At 37.6% G+C, this 18870-nt stretch carries 10 protein-coding genes; 4 read left to right on the plus strand and 6 right to left on the minus strand.

The features are described from left to right. Positions 1 to 21: 21 nt before the first annotated feature. A protein-coding gene (locus AC1B0Z_RS02390) for an IS3 family transposase (protein WP_483793950.1) occupies positions 22 to 1151 on the plus strand; the annotation gives its coding sequence in 2 pieces (ribosomal slippage) (positions 22 to 283 and positions 283 to 1151; 1131 coding nt in all). A 32-nt stretch (positions 1152 to 1183) separates the two neighbouring features. Here AC1B0Z_RS02390 and AC1B0Z_RS02395 read toward each other — a convergent pair. Next, positions 1184 to 1324: a hypothetical protein gene (locus AC1B0Z_RS02395; RefSeq protein ID WP_483793951.1), complete on the minus strand. Its 141-nt coding sequence runs from the start codon at positions 1322 to 1324 to the stop codon at positions 1184 to 1186. 179 nt (positions 1325 to 1503) lie between these two features. Continuing rightward, positions 1504 to 4041: a DUF559 domain-containing protein gene (locus AC1B0Z_RS02400; RefSeq protein WP_483793952.1), complete on the minus strand. Its 2538-nt coding sequence runs from the start codon at positions 4039 to 4041 to the stop codon at positions 1504 to 1506. 459 nt (positions 4042 to 4500) lie between these two features. Between AC1B0Z_RS02400 and AC1B0Z_RS02405 the strand changes: the two genes are divergently transcribed. Together AC1B0Z_RS02405 and AC1B0Z_RS02410 are read left to right on the plus strand one after the other, a co-directional pair. Further along, positions 4501 to 6189 (plus strand): histidinol-phosphatase HisJ family protein, encoded by a 1689-nt coding sequence (locus tag AC1B0Z_RS02405; RefSeq protein WP_483793953.1) that lies wholly within the window; start codon positions 4501 to 4503, stop codon positions 6187 to 6189. 177 nt (positions 6190 to 6366) lie between these two features. Continuing rightward, positions 6367 to 8418, plus strand: a complete 2052-nt coding sequence (locus AC1B0Z_RS02410; protein ID WP_483793954.1) for a M1 family metallopeptidase — start codon at positions 6367 to 6369, stop codon at positions 8416 to 8418. Between the two features lie 100 nt (positions 8419 to 8518). On the opposite strand, the gene AC1B0Z_RS02415 is transcribed toward AC1B0Z_RS02410, so the two are convergent. Both AC1B0Z_RS02415 and AC1B0Z_RS02420 read right to left on the minus strand, forming a co-directional pair. Then, positions 8519 to 9523 carry a PorP/SprF family type IX secretion system membrane protein gene (locus AC1B0Z_RS02415; RefSeq protein ID WP_483793955.1) on the minus strand — a complete coding sequence of 335 codons (1005 nt, stop codon included), beginning with the start codon at positions 9521 to 9523 and terminating at the stop codon, positions 8519 to 8521. Positions 9524 to 9526: 3 nt separating this feature from the next. Further along, a complete protein-coding gene (locus AC1B0Z_RS02420; protein WP_483793956.1) occupies positions 9527 to 15604 on the minus strand; it encodes a PKD domain-containing protein in 6078 nt (2025 codons plus the stop codon). A 183-nt stretch (positions 15605 to 15787) separates the two neighbouring features. Between AC1B0Z_RS02420 and AC1B0Z_RS02425 the strand changes: the two genes are divergently transcribed. Then, on the plus strand, positions 15788 to 16702 hold the full coding sequence (locus AC1B0Z_RS02425; protein WP_483793957.1) for a patatin-like phospholipase family protein: 915 nt from the start codon (positions 15788 to 15790) through the stop codon (positions 16700 to 16702). Positions 16703 to 16705: 3 nt separating this feature from the next. Here AC1B0Z_RS02425 and AC1B0Z_RS02430 read toward each other — a convergent pair whose 3' ends face one another. Beyond that, positions 16706 to 17227, minus strand: a complete 522-nt coding sequence (locus AC1B0Z_RS02430) for a DUF7935 family protein (RefSeq protein WP_483793958.1) — start codon at positions 17225 to 17227, stop codon at positions 16706 to 16708. 13 nt (positions 17228 to 17240) lie between these two features. Beyond that, entirely contained in the window at positions 17241 to 18803 is a 1563-nt protein-coding gene (locus tag AC1B0Z_RS02435; protein ID WP_483793959.1) for an FMN-binding glutamate synthase family protein, read from the minus strand. Between the last annotated feature and the right edge of the window lie 67 nt (positions 18804 to 18870).

The following is an 18870-nucleotide window of genomic DNA, read 5'->3' on the forward strand; positions in this document are numbered from 1 at the left end:
TTTTAACTTTAAACAGTAATTATGAGAAGAAGTAAATTTTCACCGCAACAGATTGCAAAGATTTTAAAAGAGTTCGACAATGGTAAAAGTGTCGATGAAATTAGCCGTGAACACGGTGTGAGTTCTGCAGCTTTTTACAAGTGGCGTTCCAAATATGCAGGAATGAATTCTAAGGAACTCAAAAGGCTCAAGGAGCTTGAAGAAGAAAACCGCAAGCTCAAGCAGATGTATGCTACTCTGGCACTTGATCATCAAATGGCTAAGGAGATTATTGAAAAAAAGCTATAAAGCCCTGTCGTAAAAGAGCAATTACCAAAGAACTTATTCATTACGGCATTAGCAGGGCGTGCCGTGTCTTAGGGATGAGTAAGAGTGTCTATTACTACAAGCCATTGCCCAAGGACGATACGGCTATAGAACAGGCTTTGCAACAAAAAGCAAAAGATCACTCAGAAGAGGGGTTTTGGAAGGCCTATGATCGCTTAAGAGAGGAAGGTAAACCTTGGAATCACAAAAGAGTGCATCGTGTTTATGTAGCATTGGGGCTTCCATTGCGAAGAAAGGTTAAGAAACGTCTGCCTACTAGGGTTAAAGAGCCTTTAGAGGTTCCAAATGAACTGAACCATACTTGGAGTATGGATTTTATAACAGATGTCTTAGAGAACAAGAGACGCTTCAGGGCATTCAATATCATTGATGATTTTAATAGAGAGGCACTTCACATAGAAGTTGATTATTCATTGACGAGTAATCGTATTGTCTGGGTACTGAATCATTTAATTAATAAAAAAGGGAAGCCTCAACGGATACGGATGGACAATGGTCCAGAGTTTATAGCGCATATCACAAATGATTGGAGCCAAATGCACGAAATAGAGTTTACGTATATTCAACCAGGTAAACCTACACAAAATGCATTTATAGAACGCTTTAATGGTTCTTACAGGCGTGGGGTTTTAAACAAATATATTTTTGAAGACCTACATCAAGTACGTGAGCAAACTCAAATCTGGATGGATGATTATAACCATAACAGACCACATGATAGCTTGGGGAAAATATCACCAGTGAAATATGCAAAGCTTAATTCCTCTGGGGCTAGCCCCAGAGGAATTAAAAACAAATTAAATAATGTAATTTTGGAAAACTAAGCAGTTCTAATGAAGGGAAGCTTACACTTTTTTTAGGTTTTCGGGGAAAATAATTGCAAATATATTTCTTCATCACTTTCCTTTCTTGTACGTTTATAAACTGTTGTCCATTCACTATTCCTTTTATCTTTTTTCAGCCAATCAATTTTATCTGGGAACAGGAATTCGTTCATTATGAAGAGATTTTTTTTAATTACTGCTAATTTTTTCGGATATGCGTCGTTTTAATGACTTATTTCAGAAGCTAAACGAAGTACGGTTTTTTTTCTGACAAAATCAATAATAAAGTCATCATCTACTGCTTTTAGTAAAAGATTCCTGCCTGCGCAGGAATGACAGAAGGGAAAAGTATTTAAGAAATATAATTCCAAATATTCTTATACTTAGCCAATTGCGCATACGTATTTAAAATCACTTGGTTTTCAGTAGCTTTTAAAGAAGGGTCAGCACGCAATACCTTTTGTGCAGAATGTCTTGCTTGTTGTAAAATGGCTTTGTCCTTAACAATATCTGCAATTCGTAAATTTAAAACACCACTTTGTTGTGTGCCCATAATATCTCCCGGTCCGCGGAGTTTTAAATCTACTTCGGCAATTTCAAAGCCATCATTGGTGCGCACCATGGTTTCTAAACGGGTTTTACTGTCGTTACTTAGTTTATGACTGGTCATTAAAATACAGTAACTCTGTTCTGCACCACGGCCTACACGTCCGCGTAATTGGTGGAGTTGCGATAAACCAAAGCGTTCTGCACTTTCAATAATCATTACAGAGGCATTGGGCACATTTACACCAACTTCAATAACGGTAGTCGCCACCATAATTTGCGTTTCACCTTTAATGAAACGCTGCATTTCATAATCTTTATCGGCAGGTTTCATTTTACCATGTACAATGGAGATTTGATATTGCGGTTTAGGAAAATCACGCTCAATGCTTGCATAACCATCCATTAAATCCTTATAATCCATGGCTTCACTTTCTTGGATTAATGGATAAACAATATAAACCTGTCTGCCTTTTGCTATTTCATCACGCATAAACTTAAATACGTTTAAACGATTCGCGTCATAACGATGCACTGTTTTTATGAATTTTCGTCCTGGTGGTAATTCATCAATGACTGAAATATCTAAATCGCCGTAAACCGACATGGCCAAAGTCCGCGGAATTGGTGTTGCGGTCATCACGAGAATATGTGGGGGGATAAAAGCCCCTCCAACCTCCCCGGAGGGGAGGCTTTTCAACTCTTTCTCTATATAATTTAATACGTTATCAATATCTCCTAATACTTGTTCATTGGTGAATCTTATGATTTTGAAGCCTATTTCGTTTAAGATTTTGGTGCGAAGTTCGTCTGCTTCTTTTTGTTCTATTGTGGTGTGGTAACCACCATCGACTTCAATCGCTAAATTTTTATCCAAACACACAAAATCAACAATAAACTCATCAATAATATGTTGTCGTCTAAATTTATGATCCAACTTTTTACCTCGCAGAGATTCCCACAGCGCACGTTCTGCCTCGGTAGAGTGCTTTTTATTTTCAATTTGTAATTCCTTTAGCAATTTATAAACAGAAGGACGAGCAGTCATATATTTTTTACGTACTGCTGAGGCTTCCTCCCTTCGGGAGGACCGAGGAGGGCTTTTTCTCCAAAGTTTACTTCTTTGTTTGACTCCGAACCTGTGCTGTTCATCAATTATTGCAAGTCCTAAATTTGCAAATTTAACTTTGTCTTCTAATAGGGCATGAGTGCCGACTAATATCTGTAATTGACCATTTTCAAGATTTGCATGAATTTCTTTTCGAATTGAAGTTTTAGTTGATCCAGTTAGTAATGAAATGCTGATATTCAATTTGTTACACCATTTTATTAATCCAGAGTAGTGTTGGACTGACAAAATTTCAGTCGGAGCCATCAAACATGTTTGAAAACCGTTGTCAAGTGCGATGAGCATTGACATGAACGCCACTATGGTCTTCCCGGATCCCACATCACCTTGCAACAAGCGGTTCATTTGCGCACTACTTCCTAAATCTGCCCTAATTTCTTTTAACACACGCTTTTGGGCATTGGTGAGTTGGAAAGGTAAATGGTTTTGAAAAAAGTCGTTAAAATAATCGCCCACTTTTTCAAAGGGAAATCCTTTAATTTTTGATTTATGAATGAGGTTCTTTAAAATTAACTGCAGTTGAATATAGAAGAGTTCCTCAAACTTTAATCGGAACTTTGCTTTTGCTAACAACTCCTGACTCTTCGGAAAATGGATATTTAATAATGCTTCGGCTTTCGAAATCAGTTTTAATTCTGATAGCATAGATTCGGAGAGTGTTTCTGCAAATCTGCCTTTACTTTCTAAAAACAGTTGTTGTACAATTTTGCTAATTACCCGATTGCTGATGCCTTTATTGCTTAACTTTTCTGTGGAAGGGTAAATAGGTTGAATTCCCGAACTTAAACTTTTTTTATGCTCATCTATCGTTTCAATATCTGGATGCGGCATGCTAAAAGTTCTACCAAACCGATTTGTTTTGCCAAAAATGACATAAGGTGTGTTGAGTTTTAAGCTTTCCCTTATCCATTTTTGTCCGCGAAACCAGACCAATTCCATCGTGCCTGTATCATCTTGAAATGTAGCTACTAGACGTTTGCCTCGTTTTTGGGCAACTTCCTTGAATGCTGTAATTTTTCCAACAATTTGAATTTCAGCACCATTGTCTTGAATTTGGTTAATCTTATAGAATCGTGTTTTATCGATGTACCGGTTCGGGAATAAATTTAGAACATCTTGATAGGTATGAATATTAAGCTCCTTTCGCAGCAAATCGGCACGATTGGGGCCAACGCCCTTGAGGTAATCGATTGGTGTTTGGAGATTAATAGACATAGAGCGAAATTAAGCAAATGCGCCGAAAATTAGAAGTTTTAAAGTTCTCGATACAATTTCTCATGTTTCGAAATCACTCGAACTGACATGCTGGTAAGTTTTGGATAACCTAAAAACTAGCAAGTGCGCCTGCGTTAGGGATTGCAGTGGAAAGCCCACAGCGACCCCGCAGGTGGGAGCGAGGACTTGGAACCCTTCGACTACGCTCAGGATAAACTCCAAGCCCGACCTGAAGCGATCCTGCAAGGTTTCTGAAAAACCTTGTAGGTATGAGCGTAAGGTAACGCCCAAATAAATAAAAAAGAAACTCCTTTATTTAGATTACCGTTTTCACGGGAATGACAATATCAGCGGATACCCCAAAAAACATCGAGGAATGTTTTTTTGATTAAACTTTATTATCTGTTTTCCTTAGAATGGTTAAATTTGGCTTCTTTAATGTGCAAACGGAATTATTTGATGAGAAAGCTTAACGATTTTATTTGGGAAACCCACGGTATACATGCTGGTACGGAGCAAGATCATGTAAAACATGGGATTGATAAATTAGAGGATATTATAGATAAGGCGATTGAGGCTGGCAACCCGAGTATTACGTTTATTATTCACTCTCCCAGATTGACAAACTTTAGGTATATCGCTGAACGTGAGACGAATGTAAAGTTTATTCGCGGTAACCGTTCGTATTTGAATTACCCAAAGCGCATTGCAAATTTGCGCGAAAAGTACGAAGGGCAAATCAACATAAAGTACGGTGTGGAGTTGGAATGGATGGGACCGGATTTGGGGTTGCAATGGAGCCGTTCTAAGATTTTTCAAGCAGAAGATGCTGATTATGTGATTGGGTCTGTCCATTTTGCACCCGAAGGTTTGCCGTATGATGGCTCTAAAGAAGAGGCGCAAGAGTTATTAAAGCTTCGCGGTAGTTTAGAAGCGTATTGGGATGGGTATTTTAATGAAATGATCCAGATGATTGAGAGTTTTGGGGATATGATTCAGATTATTGGTCATATTGACTTGCCAAAACTAAATGTGGATATGCCCAAAGCTTTGGTGAATTTTGAAACTAGCGATCACCCTTTAGCCAATAAATTCAGAACACTTTTAGAACTGATTGCCGACAGAAATTTATCGCTTGATGTGAATATGGCAGGTGAGTTCAAAGGTGTTGGCGTGTATCCAACCCAAAGTATATTGCGGTATGCCAATGAATTACAGATTCCGGTTTGCGTGGGTACTGATACGCATCATGTGAAATACTACGGATTAAATTACAGAGAGAGTTTAGAGTATATTCAACAAGCGGGTTATGAAAGCTACGTAAGCTATTCTAAATTAATTCCTGAGAATCGCACCATTTATGACGACCACGATTTGAAGGTAAAATATACGGTACTAAATAAAGGTATTGAATTGTTGAACCAGCGTTTGGACGATACACAACGCCGCATCATTCCAGATTTTTCTTTTGGTGGCTCGTTTTCTGAGTTTGTAGATTTATATAGAACTGCCACCAGTATGGGGGATTATAACGCCATTAGAATAAGAAAATGGGGTAAATCTATAACGGTTACCAATGAGGTTCCGAAAAACACTAAACGTATCGTAAATGGTCTGTTTTCTGAACACTTGGATGAACCGGGAGTTATTTCTTCTTTATTTAACACCTTAGCATCTGAGGGTATTAATGTGGAAACGGCGCGATTAAAGTCTAATAATGATGGTACTGCTGTAGCCTTTTTATCCGTTGATCCTACCAATGGTAGTATAGCCACAGCTATAGATTTTATTAAGGGCACCGATGGTGGTTTGTTTAAAAGCTTGACTTATAAGGAAAACGAAGTGCTGCCAAATTACTACAGTAAAGGTGTGTATTTGCTAGAAATGGATGGTGTAAAGTTGAATTTGGCACTAAGCGAAAAAGTCATTTTAACGAAACACAACAATTCACCTGGTGTGTTATTGATATTATTATCCGCATTAGCTTCTAAAAACATTAATATTAAAGATTTGCGTTTAGGGCATCTAAACGCTGTTGGCTACTCTGCTATTGCTGTAAATGGCGATAGTAATATGATTAGAAACCTTTTAACGAAGTTGGGCGACCAGTATTATGAAGCTAATTTGATTGAGTTTCATAGTTTTTAAGAAAACCGCTATCATTCTGAACTTGTTTCAGAATCTACAATTAAGAACTCTAAATAATTTTTGAGAACCTGAAACAAGTTCAGGTTGACAAGTATTGGTTGATTGCAGCCCAGTATTTTCTTAAAATTCAATTATTACTATTTTGTTTTTGGAGTAATCTTTGATAGCTTTATCCGTATGAAGCAATTCCTTTTTTTATTATGTTTTTGTGGCAATCTATTATTGGCGCAACAGACGGATTATGTTGATTTTCTTAAATGTAGTGCAGATATAAATTTTGACATTGCTCAAAAACAAGTGAAAGGCGAGATCTCATATAGGTTTGAAATTTTAGAAGATGCAGATTCTATTTATTTAGATGCAAACAACTCAAAATTTTTTAATATTGAGTTGATAGAATTTGGAACACATATTGATATTGATCATGTGGGCTTCAATATTAAAAATAGCGATAATAAAATTGTTATTTATGATGATTTTAAAAAAGGAAAAAAATATCATATTGAATTTGATTATACATGTAATCCCAAAAAAGCACTCTATTTTATAGGTTGGGAAGACAGTGTCAGTTCGAGCGCAGTCGAGAACCCTTTGACAGGCTCAGGGCAGGTCTGGACCCAAGGTCAGGGTAAATACACAAGTAATTGGCTACCGTCTATTGACGATATGAACGAAAAAATCGAGTTCGATTTGTCTATTACATTTGATAAGCACTACGAAGTCATTTCAAACGGTAAGTTGACAGATAAAGAAATCAAAGATTCCACAATGACATGGCACTACGACATGCAACAACCAATGCCTAGTTATTTAGTTGCTTTAGCAATTGGTAAATACAATAAAAAAGTAGAATACTCCAAAAGTGGCGTGCCCTTAGAAATGTATTATTATCCTGAAGATTTTCTAAAGTTTGAACCTACCTATCGTTACACCAAGCGCATGTTTGATTTTTTAGAGGAAGAAATAGGAGTACCATACCCTTGGCAAAATTATAAAATGGTACCTGTAAAGGACTTTTTGTATGCTGGAATGGAGAATACGAGTTTGAATATTTATTCGGATGCTTTTGTGGTGGATTCTATAGCTTTTGTAGATAAGAATTTTGTGAATACCAATGCCCACGAATTGGCGCACCAATGGTTTGGTAATTTGGTAACGGCAACTCATGGCACACACCATTGGCTTCAAGAAGGTTTTGCTACGTATTATGCGCTTTTAGCTGAAAAAGACATTTTTGGTGAAGATTATTACTATTGGCGACTTTATGAATATGCCGAAGAATTATTTGCTCAAGACACAGCAGGACAAAGCACATCGTTACTGGACCCAAAATCGAGCAGTACTACCTTTTATAAAAAAGGCTGTTGGGTATTGCATATATTGCGAGAAAAAGTTGGTGATGCCGCTTTTAAAACTGCTGTTAAGCGTTATTTGAAAAAGCATCAGTTTAAAAATGTAGAAACCAATGATTTTATTTCTGAAGTTGAAAAGAGTAGTGGAGAAGATTTGACTGAGTTTGTTGAAAAGTGGTTGAAATCACCAGAATTGCATTTTGAAGATTTAAAACCGTACTTTTTTTTACATAAAAACAGCATAGAGAGCGCAGATGGAGCTAAAAAAGATTCAAATTTATCGAAAGGCTATTATCCTTTGGATTGCGAAAACCATCCTGAGATTTGCAAAGTTTTAATGATAAATTCAGATGATTCTTTTAGAAATGCTAGAATAGTTGCTCAAGTAAAAGATCGTATTTCAAAATCTACATTTGCCATTAAAGACATCAAAGTTCGTCAAGCCATTGCTCAAAATTTAGTCGATATTCCTGAAGCTTTAAAAGAAGGCTATGAATCGTTACTAAACGACAAATCTTATATTACTATTGAAACAGCGCTATTTAACTTATGGCGAAACTTTCCACAGGATAGAGTTAAATACCTCAACCAAACCAAAGACATCATTGGTTTTAATAATAAGAATGTGAGAATCTTATGGCTGACTTTAGCTTTGATTACAGAAGATTTTCAAGCAGAAAATAAACGCAATTATTTTCAAGAATTGACGGATTATACGAGTCCTAAATACGGTTTTGAAGTCCGGCAAAATGCATTTCAATATTTGCACCAAATACAGGCTTGTAATGATACTTGTAAAGATAATTTAAAACAAGCTATAACGCATCATAATTGGCGTTTTAAGAAGTTTGCTAAGTCGCTTTTGGAAGAAAAATAAAACTATTTGTCATTCCGAACTTGTTTCGGAATCTCTATAAAACTCTAATATAGCTATGAGACCCTGAAACAAGTTCAGGGTGACAACAAGATGATTAGATTTACTTTCTACGCTCATTATTCACAGGACTTCTACAAATCAAACAATCAGCGAGATACGTAATGGAGAGTTCATAAACCCCATCGGTTCTACCAATATTTGAGGTGTTGAAATCATAAGAAAACCCAAACCTAAAACGTTCTAATTCTACGCCAACTAAAGCATTAACGGAGGTCAACAAATGACTATTTCCACTATTTTTTGCAGGATTGGTAACTGCCATAGCTCCTAAAAATAGTTTATTTAGTTTGATGGTTCCCGACAAATCTAAACGGTTATAACGCCCTTGTTGCATATAGTTTGCAGAGAGTATCATATCATTATGGTCAAAGTATGCAAAGCGATAGCTGCCATGTACCGTATAAAAGATGTCCAAGGGCACATTCCCTTCATCAAAAAACGAAATATTGGGTTGGTTTAAGTGCTTAATGGCGGCACCTAACCATAAGTCGGTATCATTACGTCTATTCTTTTTATCAAATACAAAACCTGCCGTAAAATCTACAAAACCAATACGGTTATTGGCATTCATAGCAAACGGATCTGAACTAGTAGGATTTACTGTTCCTGCATTAATGTTTATTTGGTCTGAAAGCAGTAGGTTTCTAAAATTAAAGGATTTCATACCATAGCCAACCTCAACAGCTGGTCTAAAATACCAGTCGTTATTCAAACCGATGATGTAGGCGAAGTTGCCGTTAAATTGAAAATGGTTATAGTTTGTACTGTTTTCACGCTGATTTAAAAAGCTAAATCCCATGCCGATACCATCCTTTGCGTTTTCAACCCAAGTATTTAAAAATGCGTAATCGGTATCTACCTGCAAATCTAAATATGGCCATTGCGTGCGGTGAATCACCCCAAAATAGGTAGCCTGTTCAAAACCTGAAAATGCAGGGTTTAAACTCTCTGGCACCATCATATATTGTGAAAAAATTGGGTCTTGAGCATTTGCCTTAAAACAAAGACAAACTAGCACTAGCGTTATATATAATTTTGTCTTCATTTCTTATTTTATTAAAACCACTACACCTTTACTTTCTATTTTCTTACCATAGAATGTTTTCCCAGAAAAGGTATAATAATAGTTGCCATTTTCAGCGGGGTCACCTTTTATAGTGCCATCCCATCCCTCTATACTTTCATTATCTTCCTCAGAATAAATCATGCTACCCCAGGTATCGTAAATATTGAGTTTCATATTTGATAGCGCAATTTGAGATGGCAAGAAGTTATCATTTAGTGTATCATTGTTAGGTGTAAAGGCATTAGGAACAATTAAAGTATAACCCTTCTGAATGTCTAAGGTTATGGTTCTTACATAAATGCAGTCAAAAGGATATACGACAGTTTGGGTTACGATATACGTACCAACGGTGCTATACGTGTGAACTGGATTTTCTTCGGTTGAAAAACTACCATCGCCAAAATCCCAAGACATGCTTACATAATCACCAGTGGATGTGTTTGTGAATTGAATAGGGTCTTCTATGGAATAAAACCCAAAATTATTAAATGCTTCTGAGCTTACTGTAAAATTTGGATCTCCCAATTCTGGAATTTCAATATTATATGAAAATGAAATAGAACACCCTGCGCTATCTGTAACATCAATAATGACCAAACCATTAACATCGGTCTGCATAATCTCATTATTTATACCACTTACCGTTCCACTAGACCATGAAATTTGATAAGGAGGTACGCCACCTTTAGGCACTGCTATAAAAGACTGGTCTACGGTTTTGGCATCACAATCAAAATTAGTATCTGTTTCAACATCAACTTCTAAAGGATCAAATCTGTTGATCACAAATGTATCTGAGATTTCACAGTTATTGGCATCGGTAACGGTGATAGTATATTCACCAGGTGGAATATTATTCAAATCTTCGGTGGTTGCTCCGTTTGACCATTGATAGGTAAGCGGTAAGGTGCCACCCGTAACAATTACATTTATGTTACCAGTATTGGCATCATCACAATCTAAAGCATCAGTTTTAGTACCCGAAATGTTTAAAGCATCTGGTTCTGTAATTACAAAAGTTTCGGTAATCTCACAGGGTTTTCCATCAGTTATGGTAACGGTATATGTTCCTGGGCCAATATTGTTACGTTCTACGCCTGCGGTTGGGTCGTCATCCCAATTTAAATTCACAGGATCAATGCCGCCTTCCAAATTTAGAATAATTCTAGCATCATTTGCACCAAAGCAGGAGACATTAGTCACTTGAGGTGTAATCCTAAAAATAGGAGGTTCTGCAATTACCACTGTGGCTTCTTTAACGCAGTCGGTAGCATCCGTAACGGTGATAACATAAGTTCCTGGAGATAAATTGCTTTGTGCGAGTCCTGAGCCCAAGTTGCTCCAAGCTACATCGTATGGCGCATTTCCTCCTGAAATAGTGTCAATTGTAATGGATGCATCATTATCACCATAACATTCTATTTCAGTAGCGGTGTAATCGATAATAATTTCATCTGTTTGATTGATGATGACTTCTAAATCATCTGTACATCCCGATCTGTCGGTAACAACTAAATTATAGGTTCCTGCGATTAAACCTGTTAAATTTTGGTTTGTGCTTGCGAATCCGTTAGGTCCTGTCCAATTGTAAGTGTAATCAAAAACGCCAGGGGACGTTTCAAAAGGTCTTCCACCAGCAATGCTTATATTTATTGCTCCAGTAGCTTCCCCAAAACAGATAACATCCACTTGGTTTACTGAACTTGCAATAAGCTCGGGTGGTTCAACCACATCAAAACTTTGAATAATAGGTGCACAGTTATTGGCATCAACTACAGTAATTTCATAAAGACCTGGAGCTAGATTGCTTAAATCTTCATCATTACTAAAAGGCGCACCGTTTCTAGTCCAGTTGTACGTGTAAGGTGCAATACCACCAGCAATAGTAATACCTATGGTGCCATCATCTTCTTGAAAACATGAAATTGTCTCAGGATCAAAATCAATGGCACTAAAAACTAACTCATCAGGCTCTGTGATGGCAAAGGTTTCCGTAAAAGGACAACCGCCATCGTCTAAAATAGAAACCGTATAATCCCCTGGTGCTAGATTGAAAATATCCTCATCGGTACTGGTGTAACCATTTGGTCCTGTCCAACTTATTTGATACGGCGCACCACTTGTAAACGGAACACCACCTGAAATATCTATCTCTAAAGACCCGCCGTTATCCAAATAGCAAAGACTATTATTTTGAGTCGTAGTTATGCTTATAGATGGATTTACCGTAACCACGATTTCAAAATCATTACCTACACATGTGCCCAAAGTAGGTGTAACTGTATAGGTAACAGTTGAAGGATTTGTTGTGGTATTGGTTAGAGTTTGACTTATTGAATTTTGTGGAATAGTTTCTTGTGATGCGCCAGTTATAGTTCCTAGGGGATTGATAACTGGGTTTGTCCAGGTGTAAGTGGTGCCAGTAGCCGCAATATCTCCACCAGAACTATCTGGAGCTATTGAAAACGCATTACCGCTACAAATTATAGCAGTTTTATTGCTGATGTTGGGAGTTTCATTCACAGTTTGTTCTGAAACCTGAGAAATAATTTCTGTACAGCCACCGGTTGAAAACGTAATGATAGCATAGTAATATACTGTTCCAACCGTTCCTGAGGGCGGGGTGTAGCTATTTGAAGTTTCTCCCGCTATTGCTGTCCCTGTTGTGGTATCATTAATTGTGTTACTATACCATTGATATGTTGGTGTGCCAACACCATTGGCAAAAGTGACCGAAAGTGTATTAAAAGTTTCACCAAAACAAATAGTTTGGGATATGGGTTGATTAGTAAAACTTGGAGCGGGATTTATGTTCACTTCTGAAACTTCGCTGGTAACACTACAACCGGGTTCGTTTTCGGTAACAATAACATAATAATACAATGTTCCAACGGTATTTGTTGGTGGTGTAAACGTTGCATTTGTCGCTCCAACAATTGCGGTGCCACCAGTATTGGCGTTTGCAGTATTGCTATACCATTGGTATGTGTAACCAGAACCAATACCTCCAGAAACTGTAACTTGCAAATCTTGTGGGATAGTACTTTGACATAAGGTCTGGGTCGCTAAGGGTTGTGTGGTTATCGTGGGGTCGTCTGCAACTACAACTTCAGAAACTTCACTTGTTACAGGAGCACAACCACTGCCGCTTGAAGAAATCTCTACATAAAAATAATAGTTGCCCGCAACTGTAAAAGCAGGAGGAGTATAGGTGGCATTTGTAGCTCCAGCTATTAGAGTACCTCCTGTGTTTGCATTTACCGTATTGCTATACCATTGGTAGGTAATAGTTCCTGTGCCACCTGAGTGCGTCACTGATAAATCGGTATTTACAATACCACCAACACATAAACTCTGCGTTACAATAGGGTTTGTATCTATTTGAACATTAGGTACAATTTCAATTCTTGCCGTATTCGATACAATCTCATTACACCCAGCTCCAGAGGTAAAAGATGCAATAACATAATAATACGTAACGCCTATGGGATTGTTGGGCGGTGTGTATGAGGCATTCGTTTCTCCTGTAATGGCAGTTCCTGTAGTTGTATTGTCAACTGTATTGCTATACCATTGATACGTTGGTGTTCCTGGGCCATTCACTACAACTGTAAGCGGTGAAATAGGGCCGTTCAAACATATAGTTTCGTCCTGGGGTTGTGTTGTAAACTCTGGTGCGGGGTCAACTGTTATCACCAAATTTACAGGTGGACCATCACAATTACCGTTGGATGGTATTATGGTATAGGTAACATCTTCTGATGTGGTGTTAGCATTGAAAATAGTTTGAACCGGTATGGTATTGGTCGTTCCATTTGCAATAAACCCTGTTACTCCCACAGGTGCTGTAGCAGACCATGTATATGTTGTTCCTGAGATATCAGATGTTAAAACAACTTCCGTTATTTCTGTTCCAGAACATATCGTTTGGCTTAAATTAGTATTGGTTATAGTTGGTATTTCATTAATAACAAAATCTTCAGTGTCTGTAGTAGTGCCGCAACTGGACGTTACACTAAAAGTGACTTGGTAGTTTCCAGGAGTGGCATATACAATAGTGCCAGGGTTCAGGGTAGTAGCTGTTGCCGGTGTTCCTCCAGGGAAACTCCAACTATAAGTTACAGTTTCAGAAGCAGGCGCACAATTATCTACATTTGCAGCAGGTGTGATGGAGGCAGTTCCACAAAAATCTGGAATAGCGTCAATAGCAACTGTTGGTGGACGTTTTACTTCAATAGTTTGTGAAACCATATCACTATCACAAGTATTTGTGGCAGTAAGCGTTAACGTGTATGTGCCCGCGCTTATAAATTCAAACGCAGGTGCAGCACTGTTTTCATCTGTTCCATTCGTGAAGTTCCACTGTGCAACCCCAGTACTACAAAAACCAGAAGCATAAGACACTTCCCATAAAAAGGAATCTCCGCCACAGCTTTCACTTAAATCTGTCGTATTAGTGGTTTGTACATTTAATGGAGAACACCCGTTAGTGGTATCTAAAGTAAAAGCCGCGGTTAAATCAGACTCAATACAAATATCTTTAGTTACGGTGTCTGTCACACCACAAGAGTTTTCAGCATATAGCGACACTGTGTAAGTGCCAGGAGTGGTGTAAATGTGAGATGGATTTCTGTCTGTTGACATTGTACCATCCCCAAAATCCCAAAAGTACCCGTCGTTTATACTACAATTATTGCTATAGCCATCTAATGAAGTGTTTTCGAACAAAACAGGAGTGTTGACACAACTTGTTGGAGGGTCTTCAAAATCTACTTCTGGCCTTCTTAAAATAATAATAGGGCCAGCGGTTAAATTGGTTTGTCCGCAAGATGTTGTTATGAAAAGAAATACCGTATAAGTCAAAGGACAACTCGTCTCGGTGTACGTATGCGGAATGGGGAAATCTTGGGAATTAATTGGGTCGGCAGCATTAAAAAAAGGCGATGCTTCTAATTGGGCTTGAGTGTAACTTTCTGTATTGCCATCCCCATAATCAACAAAATAATTTGTATCTGGAGGGTTGGTAGCCCACGAACCAATAGCAAATTCAATAGGGTCTACCGGTGTACATAAGTTTACCGTATTTCCTGGGTTCACAATGGCTCCTGTTGGATTACTTGAATTTTTAATCAAATAAGTTACTGTATTATCACAATCCGTCCCAATACCTGTAATTTCCATATTGAATGACCCAAGTTGTGTGTAGGTGTGCGTAGCAGGAAATGTAACACCAGTTTCTACAGGACTACCATCGCCCCAATCTACATTATACGAACTAATACATGGTGAAACGTTATCAATATCTACATTTATCGTGTAGGAAGGATCGGTTGTGTTGTTACCACAATTATTAAAAGGATCAAACCTACTGTCAACATCGAAAAATTCTAAAAGCGGTTTTTGCCTTACCGTAATTGGTTTTGTTACAGAAGCCGTACAACCATTATCATCTGTAACAGTTAGTGTAACCTGAAAAACTGAGTTTCCACATCCTGTAGCCTCAAATACATGCGATGGACTATTATTAGAAGATGTATCGCCATCACCAAAACTCCAGCTATATGTAAATGGCCCATTACCCGCAGCAGAAGGTGTAAAATTAATTGGTGTACCTGAGCAAGCCGAATTATTATCAAACGTAAAATCTACCGTTGGAAGCTCATTGACAGTAATGGTAGCCGTACCAGTAGCAGATTCCATACCTCCTGTACTGTCTTCAACAGAAACTAGCCTGTAGATAAACGTTCCAGCAGTTCCTGTATTCACAGACAGATCAACCGAGTTATTCGATCCTAATGTCGAAATAGTTAAATCCCCTCCGCCATTTATCGTGTAAGTGAAGGTGTAGGGAGCGTTACCGCCTGAGCCTGTGAAAGTGATTTCAGGATCGCGACTGCTATTTAAACAGACTTCAGTTGTTCCAGAAATTGTGGCATCTGGAGGTAAAATTGAAATGCTACTTGTCGTAAATTGAAATTTAGGATGAGTTTTTTTTAGAGCAAATAAAGATGCAATTATTACTATTGAAAATAATGCAACAAGAAAGGTTTTCCTTAGCATAGTAAAAGTTAGGTTAATAGCTAGTCCCTAAAATATAGATTCTTTTTTAGCTTGGGCAGAAAATTTCGTGATAAAGTGATTTTTCTCTATAAAATACCATGTATTGGGTATACAAACTAATATTTGTTTTACATTGATTTCAACATGTACTCTTATTCGTTATATTTATCTCAAATAGTTTTTATGAAAGCCCTAGTTATATCAGGAGGAGGAAGTAAAGGCGCCTATGCCGGTGGTGTTGCCCAATACTTAATGGAAGTTGAGGGTAAAGACTATGATATGTTTTTAGGCACGTCCACGGGGAGTTTGCTCGTACCGCATCTTGCAGCAGGAAAGATCGATAAAATCTACCATGTTTACACCAATGTGACGCAACGGGATATTTTTAGTGTAAACCCTTTTACCATAAGAAAAAAAGGAAAAAGGGAGTTTGTATCTATTGATTTTTTGAATACGATATGGCAATTTATACGAATGAAACGCACTTTTGGGGAAAGTAAAGCTTTAAGACGCCATATAAAAAAACATTTTACCAAAGCAGAATATGATAATATCAAAACTACAAAGGATGATGTTGTGGTTACAGTGTCCAACTTATCTAAAAACAGGGTAGAGTACAAGTCGATTAAAGATTATGACTACGATGAGTTTTGTGATTGGATATGGGTGTCCTGCAATTATATACCGTTTATGTCTCTGGTTAAAAAAAATGATTTTGAATATGCTGATGGTGGCTTAGGGTGCGTGATACCAATAAGGGAAGCCATTTTAAGGGGCGCTACCGAAGTGGATGCCATAGTTTTGGAATCTGAAAGTATGGAATATAATAAGGTTTTGGGAAAGAATCCATTTTCACTGCTTATTAATTTATTTGGACATTTATCTGATCAAATAGAGCGAAATGATATTACTATAGGGAAATTGGCAGCGAAAAATAGAGGTGTTGATCTCAACTTGTACTATACGCCTTCAAAGCTTACCGAAAACTCATTGATTTTTAATAAAAATCTCATGACGTCTTGGTGGCAACAAGGTTGGGAGTATGCCAAACAAAAGTGCGAACAGGCAAAATCTAACGAATTACGATTGGATAAGTAAAGCTTACCAAAGTTCTCTTACTTCTTCCTTTAATATTGAAATTGCAGCATCACTGGGAGAATGACGTTCCATCATTTCGGTTAAAATAACTTCACGGAGTTTATCTGCAGAATCTGTTTTTTCAGATAAATTAGCCTTTCTTATAAGTTGAACAGTCGCGGCTTTTGCGGTACTGATAACGCTCCAGCATTTTTCGCTAACATAAATTTGTTGCGCTAAATTGTGTTCCATTTCCTGTTGAATGTTTTGTATCAATAAAGCTTCGTAATCATCTTTATTTGAAGACATTGGTTTAACTCGAATTAGCAATTTATTTGGGGAAATACGCTCTAAAAATAACGTAAGTCTTTCATAGGCTTGTAGGCGTAATGGAAGCGAAGTAGTTTGTAAATCTTTCTTCAATAGAAATCTTCTGCGACCGTCTTCATTTGCCGTATGGGTTTTAAAAAAATAATAGGCGATCAATCCAGTAATCAAACCTGGAATGGTGAATAAAAATAAATCTATAATTCTGCTAGAATCCATAATGGTTAAGGTTTTAGGTCGATTTGTGTTTACCTCCCAAATATACACAATCTCTCAAATGTTGCATGCTCTTAAAGGGTACAGGTGCTTTATTGTACATGTAGGCTTTATCTAATTGTTTAGACAAATTATGGTCGTCAACGTTCATTTCTACATCGCTCATTTTAAATTGACAGGGATGTTCATAACCAGCTGCATTTGTAATTTCTATTAGCTCTTTTTTAAAGGTCTTAAAATATTGAGCTAGCCGCACAGACTTTAGTGTAGGATCTATACCGTTCTGTAACCATTTACGCTGTGTTGCAATTCCTGTAGGGCAACGATTTGTATGGCAAATTTGTGCTTGAATACAACCAATGCTTAACATGGCTTCACGCGCCACGTTTATACAATCTACACCCATAGCAAATGCCATAGCTGCTTTAGCAGGAAATCCTAATTTTCCACTACCAATAAACACTACACGTTCGCATAATCCTTTGGCCTTAAAAAGTCTATAGATGTCTGAAAATCCATATACCCAAGGTAAGGATACATGGTCCGCAAAACTTGGAGGTGCTGCACCAGTGCCTCCTTCGCCACCGTCAATAGTTATAAAATCAGGCCCTTTTCCCGTTTTTAGCATGATATCTGCAAGTTCTTCCCATTGGTCTAATTTACCAATAGCGGCTTTGATACCTACTGGAAGTCCTGTGTTTTCGGCAATGGACTCAATAAAATCTACCATTTCAGGCACATTGGTAAATGCTTTGTGGGTTGGAGGAGATAACACATCCTTACCTATCTCAACACCGCGTATCTCGGCAATTTCTTTTGAAATCTTTTTTCCAGGAAGTACACCGCCTTTTCCGGGTTTTGCACCTTGGGATAGTTTTACTTCAATGGCTCTTACAAAAGGATTATCTTCAACTAGTTTTACCATTTTTTCCATGGAGAATCCACCGTGTTTAGAACGTACACCAAAATAACCCGTGCCAAAGTGAAACACCACATCACCACCATTACTGTGGTAGGGCGATAGTCCGCCTTCACCAGTATTATGATAGGCATCGGCCATAGCTACACCTTTGTTTAAAGAATCAATTGCTTTGGCAGATAGAGAGCCATAGCTCATTGCCGAAACGTTTATAATTGAAGCTGGTCTATAAGGTTTTTTGCGCTTATTATAGGCGCCTATCACTTTAGCACATGGCAAGAATGTATTGTCAATGGCATGGGGATGATCTTCTTTAATTCGAAAAGGCATCATCGCATTGTTAATGAAAATGTGCTGGTGCTCGTAAATATCCCTGTCTGTACCAAACCCCTCATAATTATTTTCCTTTTTAGAAGAAGCGTATACCCAGCCGCGCTCAATACGGTTAAAAGGCAATTCCTCCCTGTTATTAGCTACAAAATATTGGCGCATTTCCGGGCCTATACTTTCCAACAAATAGCGTAAATGCCCAACTAAGGGAAAGTTGTGAATAATAGTGTGTTTTCTTTGAAATATATCGCGAATTGCGATTAGCGCTAGAATAATGATGATCCATAACCACCAAGGGATGCTAGATAGAAACTCTAAAACGTTATCCATGTTTTATGCTTGAAAAATATGCTTAAATATATTCAAAATATAATAAAAGCAAATTGTTTATAATTAT

The organism is Hyunsoonleella sp. J2K-J805 (assembly GCF_057167125.1).